This is a genomic window from Bradyrhizobium australiense, assembly GCF_013114825.1.
Classification (GTDB): domain Bacteria; phylum Pseudomonadota; class Alphaproteobacteria; order Rhizobiales; family Xanthobacteraceae; genus Bradyrhizobium; species Bradyrhizobium australiense.
In genome coordinates, this window is record NZ_JAAVLX010000004.1 from 208,987 (window position 1) to 227,045 (window position 18,059).

Consider the following 18,059-nt stretch of genomic DNA (forward strand, 5'->3'; position numbering starts at 1 on the left):
CGCGGCGGTGAAATTTTTTTCGGCGCCGTGTCGGCTCGCATCGAGGTCAGGCGTCCTTGTGGCAGAGACTGAGCTAACCCAAGCAAATCCTGCGATATACTCCGCTCAGCAATGGAGAAAATAACGCCATGTCCCAAGGCAATACCGTTCGTTTGCATCGTGTCCTCGCCACTAAGCCCGAGAAGGTTTTTCGCGCCTTCCTCGATGCGGATGCCATGGCCAAGTGGCTGCCGCCCTACGGCTTCACCTGCAAGGCCCATCATTTAGAAGCGAAAGTTGGCGGCACGTTCAGGATGTCGTTCACGAATTTCACCACGAACACGGGACATTCGTTCGGGGGAGAATATCTGGAGATCGTTCCCAACGAGCGTATCCGCTACACTGATCGTTTTGACGACCCCAATTTGCCTGGCGTTATCGAGGTCACCGTGACCCTGAAAGCGGTTTCAGTCGGAACCGAGATCAACATCGAGCAGACAAACTTGCCGACGGTGATTCCGGTCGAAGCCTGCTATCTCGGCTGGCAACAGTCGCTCGCCCAGCTCGCGTTACTCGTGGAGCCGGATGTTCCGGGATAGTGACGGTCGAGGAGAGGCACCACGCCTGGTTCAGGCTTACTTCATCATCTTTACCGCGTCCTAAGCCCCTCATGGTGAGGAGCGCCAACGGGTCCGCGCGTAGCGCGGACCGATGACAGGCCCCCGGGGTTTGGGCTATGACGCAGTAAAACTAATGCCCAACCTCGCCGGTGATGATGTCGCCGAACACCTCCCACGCCTCGCCGTTGAACTTCATCAACTGCATCTGTTCGATCGGAAAGAAGTCGTTGGCCGCCGTGTTGATCTTGATGCCGGGCAGTAGCACGTCGCTGGTGAAATCTTTCAGGTTCGCGGCCTGTTTCATGACGTTCTCGCGGGTGAGATTGTCGCCGCATTGCTTCAGCACCTGAACCATGGTCTGCGCCGTCGCATAGCCGTAGATATTGTTGGCGTTGGTCTTGTCTCCGTCAGGGAAATATTTGTCCATGAAGGCGAGCCAGGTCTTGATGCCCGGATCGTCCTTCCACAACGGATCGGTCGGATCCTTCAGATAGGCCGTTGAAATAATGCCTTTCGCATTATCAAGGCCGGCCGGCTTGAGGACTGCCGCGACCGAGGTCGATACATTGCCGAGGAAATAGACCGGCTTCCAGCCGAGCTCCGCGACCTTGCGGATCGCCTGCGCCGCGCCCTTCGGCGCCGCCCAGGTCATCATGATGTCGGCGCCGGAATCCTTCAGCGCGACGATCTGCGAGTCGATGGTGGGATCGGAGACCTCGTAGGACTTGTCGGCGATGATCATATTGGCCTTGTCGCCAAGGCCATCGCGCAATCCCTTCATCTGGTCCTTGCCGGCATCGTCATTCTGCCAGAGCGCCGCGATCTTGCCGTTCGGGAAATTCTGCAGGATGTAGGCGGCGTAGATGCGGCCCTCGCTCTGGTAGTTCGGTTGCCAGCCCATGGTCCACGGAAAATTCTGCGGGTCGCCCCATTTGGTTGCGCCGGTGGCGACGAAGAGCTGCGGGACCTTCTTGGCATTCATGTATTTCTGGATGGCGGAGTTCGACTGCGTGCCAAGCGGCTGGAAGATCAAAAGCACCTCGTCGCTTTCGACCAGCTTGCGCGCCTGTTCGACCGCCTTCGGCGGACTGAAGGCGTCGTCATAGCTGACGAAATTGATCTTGCGGCCGTTGATCCCGCCCTCGGCGTTAATCTTGTTGAAATAGGCCGCCTGCGCCTTGCCGATCGTGCCGTAGGCCGACGCCGGGCCGCTATAAGGCATGATGTTGCCGATCTTGATTTCGGTATCGCTGGCGCCGGGATCGTATCTCTTCTGCGCATGGGCCGTGGTGGCGACCGTTGCGGCGACAGCCAACGCTGTCAGGGCAATAAGGTTCTGCATGCGAACCGGCATCGTTTTCTCCCATATTTTTTTCAGTCTTTGTTGCGGGCAAGTCTCGCAAGTCGCATCAACGCTTGCAAGCATGTGCTTATTCCGTATGACGAAACAGCATTGTTGCCTGGCGCCAATTGTGATTGATGCGGGTGGCCATTACTTGACGCGCTTGCAAGGCGCAGAGGTTGGACAGGGTTGAAACAGAACACACGAATTGGTCCGCGGCATCCCAGGCTCGCGGCCGGCGGATTCCGCTTCGCGCGATGGCTCGCGGCGAAAACCATGGGTGCTGCGGGATTCCACCAGCTCGGCTCTGAATTCGCACATGCGCGGATCGCGCATGTGCGCGACAAGCTCGCGCGGGGCGAAACGGTCTATCTCGCGGGCCTCGGCGCACCGGGCACGCATAATTCAGGCGTCGCACTGGTCGAGGTGACGCAGACGCACGGGCCGCGGCTGATCGTCAACAACGAGGAAGAGCGCTTTTCCGGTAACAAGCACACCACTGAATATCCGAAGCTGTCGATCGACGCGGCGGTGGCGACGCTGCGCGGCATGGGCCGCGACATCGGCGATATCGATGCCTGGCTCACGAGCTGGGATTACCCGACGCTCGCCGGCACGCTGGCGCGCTCGGTGCTCGAGGAGTTGCCGCAGAGCATAAAACTGGTGCGCACCACCGAGGCCGCCGGCTTCGACGGCCGCCGGCTCGACCAGATGACGCGAACGCCAAAGGTCCTTGCCCGCCAGCTCGGGCTTGCCGAGCGCGTGCCGCTGATCTGCCTGCCGCATCACGACAACCATGCCTGGTTTTCCTACGCCGCCTCGCCGTTCGCCGACGACGGCGAGCCGACCGCGATTGCGGTGCTCGACGGCACCGGCGATCAAGGCTCGATCTCGTTCTATGTGGTCGAGAACGGCGCGATGCGCCGGCTCTACTGCAACGACAGCATGTTCGATTCACTCGGCGCGTTCTACAGCGTGATCTCGTCGACGCAGGGCGGCTGGACCTGGCTGTCCAGCGAGGGCCGCTACATGGGCGCTGCCGCCTGGGGCGACATGAACCGCGCCAGCAATCCTTATTACGCGCGGCTGCGCGACATTCTGCATTTTGGGGCGAACGGCGATATCAGGCTCAATCGGGCGCTGGCCAACTGGTATTGCGACCCCTTCGATCATCCTTACAAGCAGGCGCTGACGGAGATACTCGGCGATCCGCTCAGGCCGGACCAGCTCTGGAATCCGGATGCGGTGCTGCGCGTCGAGGACATCCACCACCGTCCAGATACCAGAGACCGTCTCGACAAGGCAGCCGCGACGCAACTGGTGTTCGAGGATGCCATGATCCACGTCGTCGACCATGTGTTGCGCACGACCGGTGCCAACCGGCTGGTGCTGACCGGCGGCGTCGCGCTGAACGCGGTCGGCAATATGCGGCTGCTCGAACATTTCAACGAAGCGTGGTTCGCGAGCGCGCAGCAGCGCAACGCGCGCCTGCGTCTGTGGGTGCCGCCGGTCCCCGGTGATCCCGGCGTTACCATCGGCGCCGCCTGGCTGTTCGCGCAGCTGGCCGGCGCGCCGCGCGGCGCGCCGATGACGCACGCCTTCTATTGCGGCACGCCGGCGTCGCAACACGACATCGTCCACGCGGTGGAGGTCGACGACATTGCCTCGCAACGGATCGGCGATATCTCGACTCCTGAAGGCTGTGACGCGATCGCCGATCTGATGGCGTTCATGGTCGCCCAAAACGGCGTGCTTGCACTCTATCAGGGGGCGGCTGAGACCGGTCCGCGTGCGCTCGGCCATCGCTCGATCCTCGCCAACCCCTGCGACCCGGCGGTGCGCGAACTGCTCAACGCGCGTGTCAAATACCGCGAGGCCATTCGGCCGCTGGCGCCGATGGCGACGCTGGAAGCAGCACGCGAATATTTCGAACTGCTGCCCGGCGCTGCGGATGCCGATTACAACGTCTACAATTACATGGTGCTGACGGCGCATTCGAAGCCGCATGCCCGCGAAAAGATCCCGGCCGTCATCCACGCCGACGGCACCGGCCGCATCCAGATCGTGCGCGCCGGTGACGATCCCCTCACCTATGCCTACCTGAAGGCGCTCGGCCGCCACATCGGTGTCGAGCTGTCCGTCAACACCTCCTTCAATGTCGCGGGTCCGATTGCGCAGACTCCGCAGCAGGCAATCGATACGCTGCGCCGCTCCAAGGGGCTCGATGTCGTAGTGCTGGTGGCCGGCGACGGCACAGTCACCGCGGCCTGGCACGGCGGCGAGCGCGACAGCGGAAGGTTTATCGGCTGGCTGGCTGAATGGAAATCCAAACGCAGCTAACTCAGCGCTGAAAGTACCGCAGCACGCGACCGTCAATCACGAGCAGTGCACTGCCGATCACAAGCGCGCCTGCGATTTCACGCGGTGAGATTTTCTCGCCCAGCACCAGATAGCCCAGCAGGATCGCGGTGACGGGGATCAGCAGCGTCACCAGCATGACATTGGTCGCGCCGGACCGCCGCAGGATCTGAAAGAACACGATGTAGGCGAGCGCGGTCGACAAGACGGCAAGGCCGATCACGGCGAGCCATGTCGTGATGCCCGGCATCGCCAACTCCCAGGGACGCTCGACCAGCCCGGCGACGACGGTCATCATCGCGGCCGAGGCCAGCATCTGAAACGTCGCGGTGCCGAGCGGCGGGGAGTCTGACAGCAGACGTCGCGCCAGCAGCGCCGACAGTCCGTAACTGAAGGCCGCCGCCAGACAGAGCAGGATGCCGACGCCCTGCCCGCTCTCCAAACCAAGACCATCGCCGTGAAGAATGACCACGCCGATCAAGCCCACGATGACGCCTGCGATCCGCCGTGCGGACAGCTCTTCCTCGCCGGCGAATGCCATCACGATCACCGTGAACAACGGCGTCGTGGCGTTCAGGATCGAGGCCAGCCCACCCGGGATATAGGTCTGCCCGACCACGATCAGCGAGAAGGGCATAACGTTGTTGAGAAGCCCGATCGCGAAAAACGGTCGCCAGCCGGACAGGCCATCCGGGAAACGGATGCGGTAGAGCCATAACGGCGGCAGCAGCATGACCGCCGCAAGCGCCACGCGCAGGAACACCACCGTGAACGGCGGCAATTCCTTCAGCACCACGCCATTGAAGAAGAACGACCCGCCCCACAGAATCGAAAGCAAGCACAGCAGCGACCAATCGCGGGCGTCGATGGAAGCGTTATTGGCGGTCATGGCGGCTCAATCTCGGGGCAAACCGCTCTATTCAGCCACGCTGGACTGTGCCACCCGATTTCCGGACACGATCGGCAACGGCTATTTCGGCCGCGAGACCATCTCAATCATCCTGCCTTCATCATCGTCGGGCATCTCAGCCTTCGCCTGGGCATAGGCCTCGACCGCGGCGCGTCCAAGCAGCGGAGCGCCGGCCAACAGGCTTTCGGCCAGCTTCACGGCGTAGACCGCATCCTTGTGACGGAGAGCGGACGTAAACGAAGCGCCGGAGAAATCGCGCGCCACCATGCGCTTTGAATGGCGGATCACCTGCGGGCTCGCTACCGCACCCGTCGCCATCGCTTCCACCACCAGATTCATGTCGAGCCCGGCCTGCTCGGCCATCGCGATGCCTTCGGCGAGGCTCGCGATCTGCACCGCGCCCATCAGATTGTTGATCAGCTTGTAGACGGTGCCCGTGCCGACGGCGCCGAAATGCCTGATGACGTCGCCGATCGGCGCGAGATAGGGTTTTGACCGATTGAGATCGGCAGGTTCAGCGCCGACGAGCAAAGTCAGCTTTCCGGCAGCCGCCGCTTGCGGCAGGCCGGTGACGGGGCAGTCGATATAGACCAACCCGCGGCCGCGCAGTTCGCGCGCCATATCGAGCGCATGCTGGTGCGATACGGTCGAACATTCGATTGCAAGACTGCCCGCTTTCATCCTTGCAGCGGCACCATCCTTCCCGAGCCAGACGGCGCGCGACGCTTCATCGTCGGCGACCATGGTGACGACGGCATCAGCGCCATCAGCAGCGTCGGCCGGAGACGCAGCCCAGCGCGCGCCGCGTGCGGTCAAGTCTTCCGCTTTTGCCTTGCTGCGATTCCAAACAGAAACCGTGAAGCCGGCATCGAGATAGCGGCCGGCCATTCCATGGCCCATGCGGCCAAGCCCGATGAAGCCGATCTTTGTCATCCGCTAGTCCACATCCTCGACCTGGCCGGGCGCGGTGCCGAACGCGCGCTGCGCCAGCGTTGCCGCCATGAACTCGTCGAGATCGCCGTCGAGCACACCTGATGTGTCCGACGTCTGCACGCCGGTGCGCAGGTCTTTCACCATCTGGTAGGGCTGCAGCACGTAGGAGCGGATCTGGTGGCCCCAGCCGATATCGGTCTTGGCGGCCTGATCGGCGGCGGCCTGCTCCTCGCGCTTCTTCAATTCGATTTCGTAGAGCCGCGCGCGCAGCATGTCCCAGGCTTGCGCGCGGTTCTTGTGCTGCGAGCGGCCGGCCTGGCAGACCACGGCGACGCCGGTTGGAATATGCGTCAGGCGCACCGCGGATTCGGTCTTGTTGACGTGCTGGCCGCCGGCGCCGCCCGAGCGCATGGTGTCGGTGCGCACGTCGGATTCCTTGATGTCGATCTTAATGCTGTCGTCGACGACGGGAAAAATCGCCACAGACGAAAACGAGGTGTGCCGGCGCGCGTTGGAATCGAACGGCGAGATCCGCACCAGGCGGTGCACGCCGGCTTCGGTCTTCAGCCAGCCATAGGCATTGTGCCCGCTGATCTGGATGGTGGCGGATTTGAGGCCGGCCTCTTCGCCAAGCGTTTCTTCCAGATATTCGATCTTGAAACCGTGGTTCTCTGCCCAGCGCGTATACATGCGCAAGAGCATCGCGGCCCAGTCCTGGCTTTCGGTGCCGCCGGCGCCGGCGTGCACTTCGAGATAGGAATCGAAGCGGTCGGCCTCGCCCGACAGCAGCGCCTCCAGCTCGCGGCGCGCGACCTCCTTCTTCAGGGCCTTCAGCGCGTTCTCGGCCTCGACGACCACGCCTTCGTCGTTCTCCGCTTCGCCAAGCGCGATCATCTCGACATTGTCGTCGAGCTCGCGCTCGACCTTGCCGATGCCCTCGAGCGCATCCACCAGCGAGGTGCGCTCCTGCATCAGCTTCTGGGCCTTCTGGGGATCGTTCCAGAGATTGGGGTCTTCGGCGAGCTTGTTCAGCTCGGCCAGTCGTGCCGTCGATTTCTCGACGTCAAAGATGCCTCCTCAGCAGCCCGACTGACTGCTTGATCTCTTCTACGAGGCGTTCGACTTCGGCGCGCATGGTCTCTTCTGTCCGCGGATGGAACCGCTACTGGATCGATGTTCAACGGGCCGGATGTAGCGGCGTACGCCGCAAAGCGCAATCGGCTCAGGCCGATGAACTCGGGTTTTGTTGATATCTGCGGGCTAATAGAGCCCGCCGGGACGCATGACATTGGTCGCGTCAGGCGGGATTCCCGGCTGCAGCGGCACCCGTCCATCGTCGGCCACGCCGACGACGGCGTAATTATCTGGCGGCGCGGTGCCCGGCTTGAACGCTTCCAGGATGGTGCGGCCGCCCTCGCCCGGGTTGGGTCGCATCCCGCTCTTGGCATCGACGCGCACCAGCCTGATTCCGGGGGGAATCTTGAACGGGGTCGCCGGCTTGTCAGCGAGCGCGAGCTTCATGAAATCTCTGACGATCGGAGCGGCGGTATGGCCGCCTTGCGCGGCTCTGCCCAGACTGCGGGGCTTGTCATAGCCAAGGTAAAGACCGACGACGAGATCCGGCGAAAAGCCGATGAACCAGACATCTTTTCCGTCAGAGGTGGTGCCGGTTTTGCCGGCGATCGGCTTGCCCACCTCTCGCAGCACCGCAGCTGTGCCGCCCTGCACGACCCCTTCCATCATCGAGGTGATCTGGTAAGCCGTCATCGGATCGAGCACGAGTTCGCGGCGATCCACTAGTTGCGGCTCAGGCTGATTTTTCCAGCCGCCGGGCGCGTCGCAGCCGCGACACTCACGCGCATCATGCTTGAAAATCGTACGTCCGTAGCGGTCCTGGATGCGGTCGATCAGGGTCGGCTTCACCCGCCGGCCGCCGTTGGCGAACATCGAATAGGCCGTGACCATCCGCATCACAGTGGTTTCACCGGCGCCGAGCGCATAGGAAAGATAGTTTGGCAATTCATCGTAGACGCCGAAGCGTTTGGCATATTCGCCGATCAAGGGCATCCCGACATCCTGCGCCAACCGCACCGTCACGGTGTTGACCGACCATTTGAGGGCTTCACGCAAGGTAATCGGGCCACGGTAACTGCCCACCGAAAAGTTCTCCGGCCGCCACACGCCAGCACCCTGCCCCTGATCGATTTCGATCGGCCCGTCGATCATGATGGTCGACGGGGTGTAGCCATTGTCCATCGCCGCCGAATAGACCAGCGGCTTGAATGTCGATCCCGGCTGTCGATAAGCCTGGGTCGCGCGATTGAACTGGCTTTGGTCGAACGAGAAGCCGCCCACCATCGCGAGCACGCGGCCGGTCCACGGATCCATCGCGACCATGGCGCCGGACACTTCAGGCAATTGCCGCAAACGGTACTGGCCTTCGACCGGGTTGCCGTCCTTGATCAGCGGATCGGCGTAGATCACGTCACCCGGCGACAAAATTTGCGAGACCGAGGCCTGAGTCTTGCCGCGCGCCGAACCGGAGGCCGCTCTCGCCCATTTTACACCGTCCAGTGTGATGAGGCCGGTTTGCCGGTCCTTGGAGATGGCGCCCCCCAGTTCGCGCCCGGGCTGGAAACCGATCCGCGCCGACTGGTCGGATGTTTCCAGCACCACGGCCATTCGCCAGGGCGAGATGTCACCGAGCGACCTGACGTCGGCGAGTTTCACGCCCCAGTCGCCGGAAATGTCGAGCTTGCTCACCGGCCCACGCCAACCCTGGGCCTCGTCAAAGTTCACGAGACCGGCGGCCATCGTTTTGCGCGCCATCACCTGCAGCTTCGGATCGAGCGTGGTGCGGACCGACAGGCCGCCTTCATAGAGTTTCTTTTCGCCATAGCGCTCGAAGATGTCGCGCCGGACTTCCTCGGCGAAATATTCGCCGGCGAAGATGTGCGCGGCGTTGGACCGGCTGGCCACGACCAGCGGTTCCTTGCGGGCCTTGTCGGCGTCGGCCTGCTTGATCCAGCCGTTTTCAAGCAGACGGTCGATCACGTAGTTGCGCCGCTCGATTGAACGGTCGCGGTTGCGCACCGGATGCAGCGTTCCCGGTGCCTTCGGAAGCGCTGCAAGATACGCAGCCTCCGCAACCGTTAGCTCGTTCACCGATTTGTCGAAATAGACCAGCGATGCCGCGGCGATGCCGTAGGCGCCGAGACCGAGATAGATTTCGTTGAGATAGAGCTCGAGGATGCGGTCCTTGGAATAGGCGCGCTCGATGCGCATCGCCAGCAAGGCTTCCTTGATCTTGCGGGTGAAGGAGACCTCGTTGGTCAGGAGGAAGTTCTTCGCGACCTGCTGGGTGATCGTCGACGCGCCCTGCGGACGCCTGTTGGAGCCGAAATTCTGCGCATACAGCACGGCTGCGCGCGCCATGCCGGTGAAGTCGATGCCGCCGTGCTCGTAGAAGTTCTTGTCTTCCGCTGCGAGGAAGGCGTTGGTGACGAGTTTTGGCATCGCCTGAATCGGCAGATAGAGCCGGCGCTCCTTGGAATATTCGCCGAGCAGCGCGCCGTCAGACGCGTGCACGCGCGTCATCACGGGCGGCTCGTAATCCTGAAGCTGCGAATAGTCGGGCAGATCTCTCGAGAAATGCCAGATCGCGGCTGCGACGCCAGCCACGCCTACCAGGAACACAACGCTTCCGGCGGCGAACAAGAAACCGGAAAACCGCAACAGAAAGCGCACGATCAAAGGTCCATTCCAACTCTTGCGTCGTAATTCCCGACGTTCGTCCTGGTGCGAAAACCCTCTAGGCGAGGGCGCGCTGTCTGATGTGATTCTCTGATGCCCTGATCGAATGGTCGAAATTGGGCATCTCGCTCTTCCGCAATACCGTTCGGACCCGCCGGGTCGACATCAACGGATATCCAAGACGCAGCTTAAGATTGTTCTGGTTGTCAGATTAGTAAAGTCCGCCGGTGCCGGGCCGCATGATGTTGCCCGCATCGGGCTGATAGCCTTGCGAATATCCCTGCGGCGCCCGGCCATCCATGTCGGCTACGCCGATGACCGAGTAATTATCCGGCGGCGCGGTGCCCGGCTTGAACGCTTCCAAGATGGTGCGGCCGCCCTCGCCCGGACCGGCGCGCATGCCGCTCTTGGCATCGACGCGAACCAGCTTGATGCCCGCAGGCACCTTGAACGGGATCGCCGGCTTGTCGGCGAGCGCGAGCTTCAGGAAGTCTTTGGCGATCGGCGCGGCGAGATGACCGCCGGTCATGCCGCGGCCGAGATTGCGCGGCTTGTCGAAGCCGACATAGATGCCGACCACGAGGTCCGGCGAGAAGCCGATGAACCACGCGTCCTTTTCATCATTGGTGGTGCCGGTCTTGCCTGCGATCGGCTTGCCGACTTCCTTGACCACCGTCGCGGTGCCGGCCTGCACGACATATTCCATCATCGAGGTGATCTGGTAGGCCGTCATCGGGTCCAGCACCTGCTCACGGCGGTCCACCAGTTGCGGCTCGGCCTGGTTTTTCCAGCCGCCGGACGCGTCGCAGCCGCGGCATTCGCGCGAGTCATGCTTGAAGATGGTGTGGCCATAGCGGTCCTGGATGCGGTCGATCAGCGTCGGCTTCACGCGCCGGCCGCCATTGGCGAACATCGAATAGGCCGTCACCATCCGCATGACCGTGGTCTCGCCGGCGCCGAGCGCATAGGACAGGTAATTCGGCAGTTCGTCGTAGACGCCAAACCGCCGCGCATATTCGCCGATCAAGGGCATGCCGATGTCCTGCGCGAGCCGCACCGTCACCGTATTCAGCGATTGCCGAAGCGCATTACGCAGCGTGGTCGGTCCGCCGTATTTGCCGGACGAATAGTTTTCCGGTCGCCACACGCCAGCGCCTTGCCCCTGATCGATTTCAATGGGCGCGTCGACCACGACGGTCGATGGCGTATAGCCATTGTCCATTGCCGCCGAATAGACCAGCGGTTTGAACGACGAGCCCGGCTGCCGGTAGGCCTGGGTCGCGCGGTTGAACTGGCTCTGGTCGAACGAGAAGCCGCCGACCATCGCGAGCACGCGGCCGGTCCACGGATCCATCGCGACCAACGCGCCGGAAACTTCCGGCAACTGGCGCAGCCGGTACTGGCCCTCGACCGGCTTGCCTTCCTTGTCGAACAGCGGATCGGCATAGATCACGTCGCCCGGCGACAGCACCTGTGCCACGGAGCTCGGCGTCCTGCCCTTGGCGGGCCCGGATGCAGCCTTCGCCCAGCGCACGCCATCGAGCGTGATGATGCCGGTCTGCCGCTGCTTGCTGACGGCGCCGCCGAGTTCGCGGCCCGGCTGGAAACCGATCCGTGCCGACTGGTCGGATGTTTCCAGCACCACGGCCATCCGCCAGGGCGATATGTCGCCGAGTGACTTGACGTCGGCGAGTTTAACGCCCCAGTCGCCCGAAATGTCGAGCTTGCTCACAGGCCCACGCCAGCCCTGGGCCTCGTCATACCGGACCAGACCGGCGACCATGGTCTTGCGCGCCATCACCTGCATTTTCGGGTCGAGCGTGGCGCGGACCGACAGGCCGCCTTCGTACAGTTTCTTTTCGCCGTAGCGCTCGAAAATATCGCGACGGACTTCCTCGGCAAAATATTCACCGGCGAAGATATGCGCGCCGTTACCGCGGCTGGTGACGTTGAGCTGTTCCTTGCGGGCCTTGTCGGCGTCGGCCTGCTTGATCCAGCCGTTTTCCAGCAGACGATCGACCACGTAATTGCGCCGCTCCACGGCGCGATCGCGGTTACGCACCGGATGCAGGGCTGCAGGCGCCTTCGGCAGCGCCGCCAGATAGGAGGCTTCCGCGATCGTGAGTTCGTTCACCGATTTGTCGAAATAGACCAGCGATGCCGCGGCGATGCCGTAGGCGCCGAGACCGAGATAGATTTCGTTGAGATAGAGCTCGAGGATGCGGTCCTTGGAATAGGCGCGCTCGATGCGCATCGCCAGCAAGGCTTCCTTGATCTTGCGGGTGAAGGAGACCTCGTTGGTCAGGAGGAAGTTCTTCGCGACCTGCTGAGTGATCGTCGATGCACCCTGCGGACGCCTGTTGGAGCCGAAGTTCTGCGCATAGAGCACGGCTGCGCGCGCCATGCCGGTGAAGTCGATGCCGCCGTGCTCGTAGAAGTTCTTGTCCTCTGCCGCGAGGAAGGCGTTGATCACGAGTTTTGGCACCGCCTGGATCGGCAGATAGAGCCGGCGCTCCTTGGAATATTCGCCGAGCAGCGCGCCGTCAGACGCGTGCACGCGCGTCATCACTGGCGGCTCGTAATCCTGAAGCTGCGAATAGTCGGGCAAGTCCTTGGAGAAATGCCAGATCGCGCCCGCGACTCCGGCCACGCCGACCAGGAACACCACGGTGCCGGCGGCAAACAGGAAACCCAAAAACCGGACCAGCAAGCGCATTATCGAAGTTCCGTTCCAACCCTGTGCGCCGTCATCCGCGGCGCCTATTCTGACACGGCAATCCCGCCTTGACGGATTGCCGCTACGCGGTCGAACAATAAAAGGTCCGGCGGACAATAATGACCGATTCCGAAGACCAGCCGTCCGTTTTCTATACCGTTGCCGCTGTGGCCAAACTAGGGCTTGGTCTATCGGATGGCACCCTTTTCAATCCACCTTTAAGCCACGCGCGCGGGACTTTTCACTTGGCCGGTCCGGCAGTTGCCAGCCGTTTGGCCAGAAAAGCATCAATTGCCTGCGCCATCGAGCCGACGGTCCTGTTCCGCCAGTTTTCCGATACCAGATGCTCAAGGTCATCCTTGTTCGAGACATAACCGAGTTCGACCAGCACCGACGGCACGTCCGGGGCCTTCAGGACCCGGAAACCAGCGGATTTCAACGGATGCTTGTGCATCCGCACGGTATTCTTCATTTCACCCATCAGGATCCGCGCAAACCGGTTTGAAAAGGTTTTGGTCTCCCGCTGCACGAGGTCGATCAGGATGTCGGCGACTTCGGTCGGCTCGTCGGTGAGATTGACGCCGCCAATCGCATCAGACTTGTTTTCGGCATCTGCCAGCCGTTGGGCCTCGGAATCGGAGGCCTTGTCTGAAAGCGTGTAGATGGTGGCACCCTGGGCGTCGCCCTCGCCACGTGGCAAGGCGTCGGCATGGATCGAAACGAACAGCGCCGCGGCCTCGTTGCGTGCGATCTTCACGCGGTCGGCGAGCGGAATGAAGCTGTCATCGGTCCGGGTCATGACGACGCGATACTTGCCCGATTTTTCTATTCTGTCGCGCAGCGCCAGGCCAAAACTCAGCACCAGGTTCTTTTCCATGAAATCGCCGCCGCCGGCCTGAGTGCCGTTGTCGACGCCGCCATGACCAGGATCGATCACGATCACCGGCCGCTTGTCGGGCGCTTGCGGCGGCTGGGCCGCGGTTGACGAATCCAGCCCGGCGAGGGCGGCGTTGGCCTCGGCGATCGCGGGCCGCAGTTCGGGGCGGCTTTCCGGCGCCAGCGACTGGACAAAGGCAGTGCGATCCACCCCTTCGAATTCGAGCACCAGCCGCGGCGGCTGGCCGTTGGCCGCTTCCAGTACATAGGATTTGGCGATCTTGGCAGGCCCCGTCAGGTCGAACACGATCCGTGATCCACCCGGCATGACGAGACCGTAGCGGAACGCCTTGACCAGCCCCCGTCCCGCCATGCCGACCCCGGCGGGAAGCGTGAAACTGACCTGGGGAAGATCAACCACCACGCGGTAGGGGTCCGCCAGCGCGAAGGCGCGAAACTGAACCGGCCTGTCCAGATCGAGGATGAAACGGGTCTGCCTGGCATCGCCAGCCAACCGGGCATCAGAGGCGATCGGGAAATTCGATACGGCCGCCGGGCCAGGAACGGCGGCGACAGAAGCCGGCGGTTGAGAAGCCACTCCTTGGGCCGCGCAGGGGCTAATCATCTGGGCGCACAGCCATGCTGCGGTGCACAATAGCCCGCATTCCAGCAAAACAAGGTGATTTGCGCGGCTCGCCAACGATTCGGTGCCTCCGGAGGAGCCTTCCCTTACCGCATTAGAACCACAGGGTTAACTGGACCTTAACGCCTGACCGGTGAAAAAGGGGTAGTGTTGCCGCGCTGCGACGCTCGACGGCGGGTTCCCTTGCGCTTCCCTTGCACGGAGCCCCCAATCCACGTATGTACGAGGTGCTGACGGCTAATACTCCCGGTTGTGTCGCGTTCAGCCTCCCGGTGCAGCGCCGGAACCTCCGAAGCCCGGAGGAACCTGCGTCTTTCCCGATCCCTCCACGGCCAGCGCCGCGCGCGGCTGACACGGAGCGGCGGTTTCGAGCCCGAGCGGCGGCCGGTCCCAGGTACTCTTTCCAGGGGCGGTTTGAGACACGGCAAAACTGATTATCCGGACCCAAACGGTCCGATATGCGATGACCGGCGGGCGCTTAGGCGCCGAACCGGGCCTTCAGCGATAGATAAGGCGGTATCCCTTTCCGCCAACATGTTCAGACGGGCCGACGCTTGATGCGCCAGACTGTGTTGCCGACCAAGATCCACGGAACGATCGCGCCGACGCGAGGCGAAAGCTTCGCGCGTCGTATTGCTCTGGTGGGCCCCCGTTCGGCGCGGCGCCAAGAAGTGCGTTTTGGCCTTCCCCTCACCCCCGAATCAGGTGGACCGTCGCGTCACCGGGCCGCGCAATTTGCGCGCGCCATGCACCGCGCCCGCCCCCGTCAAGAGTTCCAAAATGCCCAACAAGATGTTGATCGACGCCACCCACCCGGAAGAGACCCGGGTCGTTGTGGTCCGCGGCAACCGCGTCGAAGAATTTGATTTCGAGACCGCCCAGCGCAAGCAGCTCCGCGGTAACATCTATCTCGCCAAGGTCACGCGCGTAGAACCGTCGCTGCAAGCGGCGTTCATCGAATATGGCGGCAACCGCCATGGTTTCCTGGCCTTCAGCGAAATCCACCCGGATTACTACCAGATCCCGGTCGCCGATCGTCAGGCGCTGATCGAGGCCGACGAGCGCGCCCATCGCGAGGCCGAGGAGGAGAGCGAGAACCGCTCCAGCCATCGCCGCCGCTCGCGCCACCGCAATGCACGCCGCCGCGGCCATGGCGACCGCGTCCAGAGCGACGTGGTCGAAGGTGCCAACGAGGATCCCTCGCACGCCGCCCAGCCCTATAACGGTGGTGAAGAACATCTGCACGAGCATGAGGCAGCGCAGGCCGGCGATGCGCCGGCGCACGCCGCCGAACGTCGCGCCGAAGCTGCTCCGCACGAAGATGACGCGCACGACCGTGAGACGCATGGTGACGAGCGGACGCATGATGGCGATCGCCCCGCGCATGATCACGATGAACACGAACAGGCCCATGCCGCGAGCGAGGCGCCGGTCGCGGAAGAGCAATCCGATGCGCCTGCCCCTGCATCGGTCGAGGCCGCCGAGATGCCGGCGGAGGACGCCCACGACGACCTTCATGACGAAGAGCGTGCGCAGGAAAACGCCGCCCATGCCGACGACGTGCCGCACGTCGAGCACGTCGGTGATTATACTCCCCCTCCCGATGAACCCGCCGCGGCTCTGGAAGCCGACGACGGCCATGACGATGAGGACGATGGCGAGGACGCCGAAGAGGAAGTCGTCGAATCCGTCGGCGGCGATGACGTTCTGGAAGAAGTTCCGGAGCGCCCGTTCCGGCCGCGCCGCCAGTACAAGATTCAGGAAGTCATCAAGCGCCGCCAGGTGATGCTGGTTCAGGTCGTCAAGGAAGAGCGCGGCAACAAGGGCGCGGCGCTGACGACCTACCTCTCCCTGGCCGGCCGTTATGCCGTCCTGATGCCCAACACTGCCCGCGGCGGCGGCATCAGCCGCAAGATCACCTCGGCCCAGGATCGCTCGCGGCTGAAGGAAGTGGTGCAGGACCTCGACGTGCCCGAGGGCATGGGGATCATCCTGCGCACCGCCGGCGCCTCGCGGACCAAGCCCGAAATCAAGCGCGACTTCGAGTACCTGATCCGGATGTGGGAAACCGTGCGCGACATGACGCTGAAGTCGCAGGCCCCCACCCTCGTCTATGAGGAAGGCTCGCTGATCAAGCGCTCGCTGCGCGATCTTTACAACAAGGAAATCGACGAGATCCAGGTCGCCGGCGAGGCCGGCTACCAGGAAGCGCGCGACTTCATGAAGATGCTGATGCCCTCGAACGTGCGGGCGGTGAAGCAATATCGCGACGGCCAGCCGCTGTTCTCGCGGATGGGCGTCGAGAGCCAGTTGGACGCGATGTTCTCGCCGACCGTGCAGCTACGTTCCGGCGGCTACATCGTCATCAACCAGACCGAGGCGCTTGTCTCGATCGACGTCAATTCGGGCCGCTCGACCCGTGAACATCACATCGAGGACACCGCGCTCAAGACCAATCTCGAGGCGGCGGAGGAAGTGGCGCGGCAGTTGCGTCTGCGTGACCTCGCCGGCCTGATCGTCATCGACTTCATCGACATGGATGAGAAGCGCAACAACCGGGCGGTAGAGCGCAAGCTCTCCGACTGCCTGCGGCAGGACCGCGCGCGAATCCAGGTCGGACGCATCTCGCATTTCGGTCTTTTGGAGATGTCGCGCCAGCGCATCCGCGCCAGCGTGCTGGAAAGCTCGACCGAGCCCTGCCCGCAATGCGGCGGCAGCGGCCATGTGCGCTCGGTCTCCTCAGTTGCGCTGCAATTGCTCCGTGGCATCGAGGAAATCCTGATGAAGGGCGCGACCCACAATCTGGTCGTGCGGACCCGCACCGACGTCGCGCTCTATGTGCTCAACCACAAGCGCGGCCACCTGCGCGACCTCGAAAACGCCTTCAAGGTTTCGCTGGCCGTCGTCGCCGACGCCACCGTGAGCGGCCAACAGTCATACGTCATCGACCGCGGCGAGCAGGTGCACACGCTGGAAGCCGCCAAGGCGTTGCTGGCGGCGCAGGCTGCCGCCTTCCCGCCGCAGGTCGAGGAAGCCTATGACGACGACGAGGCGTTCGACATTGAAGCCGAATCCGAGATCGAAACCGATGAGACCGAGGGGCTGACCGACGATGCCGCCGAGGCAGCGGTGGGCGAAAGCGAAGGAGACGGTCACCGCCGCAAGCGGCGCCGGCGCCGGCGCGGCCGTGGCGAACCGCGTGAAGGCGGCGCCCCGCGCGAGGACAGTGACGCGGTACGCGTCGCCGGCGAGGCCGTCGAAGGGGCGATTGCCGAAGACGGCGAATCCGACGAGGACGAAGGCGACGAACAGGCCGGCATGGTCCGTGGCGATCAACCTGCCGGTGGCGAACGGCGTCCGCGCCGCCGCGGCCGTCGCGGCGGACGCCGCCGGCGTGGTACCGGACTGGAAGATGGTCTTGCCGGGTCGATCGCAGACGAACTCGGGCCGACCCCGGCTCCGGAGGCGAGCGGCGCCGTTGCCGATTTCGACGGCGGATCGTCCGAACCCGCGCCATCGCTGGTGCAGGCCGACGTTCAGCCTGAGCCGGTCTCGCCGGCGGCGCAGATACAGCCTGCGGCTGATGCCCAGCCGGAGCCGGTTGCGAGCGCGCCGACGCCAACCGCTGAGGAAACCAGGCAAGAGGCCGAGCGCGCGGCCGCGCGGCGGCGTTCGACCGTGCGCGAGAAAGTCAGCTTCTTGACCAGCGCTCCGGCCGAGCCGGCGCCCTCCGTCAGCCAGAACGCGCCAGAGCCAAGCGCGCCCCCCGCGCCCGCTCCAGCCGAACCTGCGCCGGCTCCGGCCAGCGAAGCCGCACCGCGCAAGGCGGGCTGGTGGTCGCGGCGCTTCGGCAGCGGCGAATAAGCGATCGAACGCAACAGAAAACCGCCCGGCGAAACCGGGCGGTTTTTTTGTTGGCGATTTCTTTA

General features: G+C 63.5%; 10 protein-coding genes. 3 read left to right on the top strand and 7 right to left on the bottom strand.

What is annotated here, in order from left to right; translation table 11 throughout:
- Positions 1 to 128 precede the first annotated feature (128 nt).
- Positions 129 to 578: an SRPBCC family protein gene (locus tag HCN58_RS13015; protein WP_171579772.1), complete on the top strand. Its 450-nt coding sequence runs from the start codon at positions 129 to 131 to the stop codon at positions 576 to 578.
- A gap of 151 nt (positions 579 to 729) precedes the next feature.
- On the opposite strand, the gene HCN58_RS13020 is transcribed toward HCN58_RS13015, so the two are convergent.
- Positions 730 to 1,953, bottom strand: coding sequence for an ABC transporter substrate-binding protein (locus HCN58_RS13020; RefSeq protein ID WP_171579773.1), 1,224 nt, complete (start codon positions 1,951 to 1,953; stop codon positions 730 to 732).
- 264 nt (positions 1,954 to 2,217) lie between these two features.
- On the opposite strand from HCN58_RS13020, the gene HCN58_RS13025 reads away from it, so the two are divergent.
- Positions 2,218 to 4,281, top strand: a complete 2,064-nt coding sequence (locus tag HCN58_RS13025; RefSeq protein ID WP_171579774.1) for a carbamoyltransferase C-terminal domain-containing protein — start codon at positions 2,218 to 2,220, stop codon at positions 4,279 to 4,281.
- Position 4,282: 1 nt separating this feature from the next.
- Here HCN58_RS13025 and HCN58_RS13030 read toward each other — a convergent pair whose 3' ends face one another.
- The 6 genes from HCN58_RS13030 to HCN58_RS13055 form a co-directional block, all read right to left on the bottom strand.
- Complete coding sequence (locus HCN58_RS13030; protein WP_171579775.1) at positions 4,283 to 5,188, bottom strand: DMT family transporter; 906 nt, start codon at positions 5,186 to 5,188, stop codon at positions 4,283 to 4,285.
- Positions 5,189 to 5,269: 81 nt separating this feature from the next.
- Positions 5,270 to 6,142, bottom strand: coding sequence for an NAD(P)-dependent oxidoreductase (locus HCN58_RS13035; protein ID WP_171579776.1), 873 nt, complete (start codon positions 6,140 to 6,142; stop codon positions 5,270 to 5,272).
- Positions 6,143 to 6,145: 3 nt separating this feature from the next.
- Positions 6,146 to 7,277, bottom strand: a protein-coding gene (gene prfB / locus HCN58_RS13040; RefSeq protein WP_156438336.1) for a peptide chain release factor 2 whose coding sequence is annotated in 2 segments (ribosomal slippage) — positions 6,146 to 7,207 and positions 7,209 to 7,277 — 1,131 coding nt in all. Because the reading frame shifts where the segments join, the coding sequence is not laid out codon by codon here.
- 125 nt (positions 7,278 to 7,402) lie between these two features.
- On the bottom strand, positions 7,403 to 9,889 hold the full coding sequence (locus HCN58_RS13045; protein ID WP_171580361.1) for a penicillin-binding protein 1A: 2,487 nt from the start codon (positions 9,887 to 9,889) through the stop codon (positions 7,403 to 7,405).
- 217 nt (positions 9,890 to 10,106) lie between these two features.
- Positions 10,107 to 12,611 carry a penicillin-binding protein 1A gene (locus HCN58_RS13050; RefSeq protein WP_171579777.1) on the bottom strand — a complete coding sequence of 835 codons (2,505 nt, stop codon included), beginning with the start codon at positions 12,609 to 12,611 and terminating at the stop codon, positions 10,107 to 10,109.
- 241 nt (positions 12,612 to 12,852) lie between these two features.
- Positions 12,853 to 14,187: an N-acetylmuramoyl-L-alanine amidase gene (locus HCN58_RS13055; protein ID WP_171579778.1), complete on the bottom strand. Its 1,335-nt coding sequence runs from the start codon at positions 14,185 to 14,187 to the stop codon at positions 12,853 to 12,855.
- A gap of 723 nt (positions 14,188 to 14,910) precedes the next feature.
- Here HCN58_RS13055 and HCN58_RS13060 point away from each other — a divergent pair.
- Entirely contained in the window at positions 14,911 to 17,994 is a 3,084-nt protein-coding gene (locus HCN58_RS13060; RefSeq protein WP_171579779.1) for an Rne/Rng family ribonuclease, read from the top strand.
- Positions 17,995 to 18,059: the final 65 nt, after the last annotated feature.

Excerpts from the sequence above, each read along its gene's own strand:
- HCN58_RS13015 (WP_171579772.1), top strand. The coding sequence starts at position 129 with ATGTCCCAAGGCAATACCGTTCGTTTGCATCGTGTCCTCGCCACTAAG.
- HCN58_RS13020 (WP_171579773.1), bottom strand. The coding sequence starts at position 1,953 with ATGCCGGTTCGCATGCAGAACCTTATTGCCCTGACAGCGTTGGCTGTC.
- HCN58_RS13025 (WP_171579774.1), top strand. The coding sequence starts at position 2,218 with ATGGGTGCTGCGGGATTCCACCAGCTCGGCTCTGAATTCGCACATGCG.
- HCN58_RS13030 (WP_171579775.1), bottom strand. The coding sequence starts at position 5,188 with ATGACCGCCAATAACGCTTCCATCGACGCCCGCGATTGGTCGCTGCTG.
- HCN58_RS13035 (WP_171579776.1), bottom strand. The coding sequence starts at position 6,142 with ATGACAAAGATCGGCTTCATCGGGCTTGGCCGCATGGGCCATGGAATG.
- HCN58_RS13050 (WP_171579777.1), bottom strand. The coding sequence starts at position 12,611 with ATGCGCTTGCTGGTCCGGTTTTTGGGTTTCCTGTTTGCCGCCGGCACC.
- HCN58_RS13060 (WP_171579779.1), top strand. The coding sequence starts at position 14,911 with ATGCCCAACAAGATGTTGATCGACGCCACCCACCCGGAAGAGACCCGG.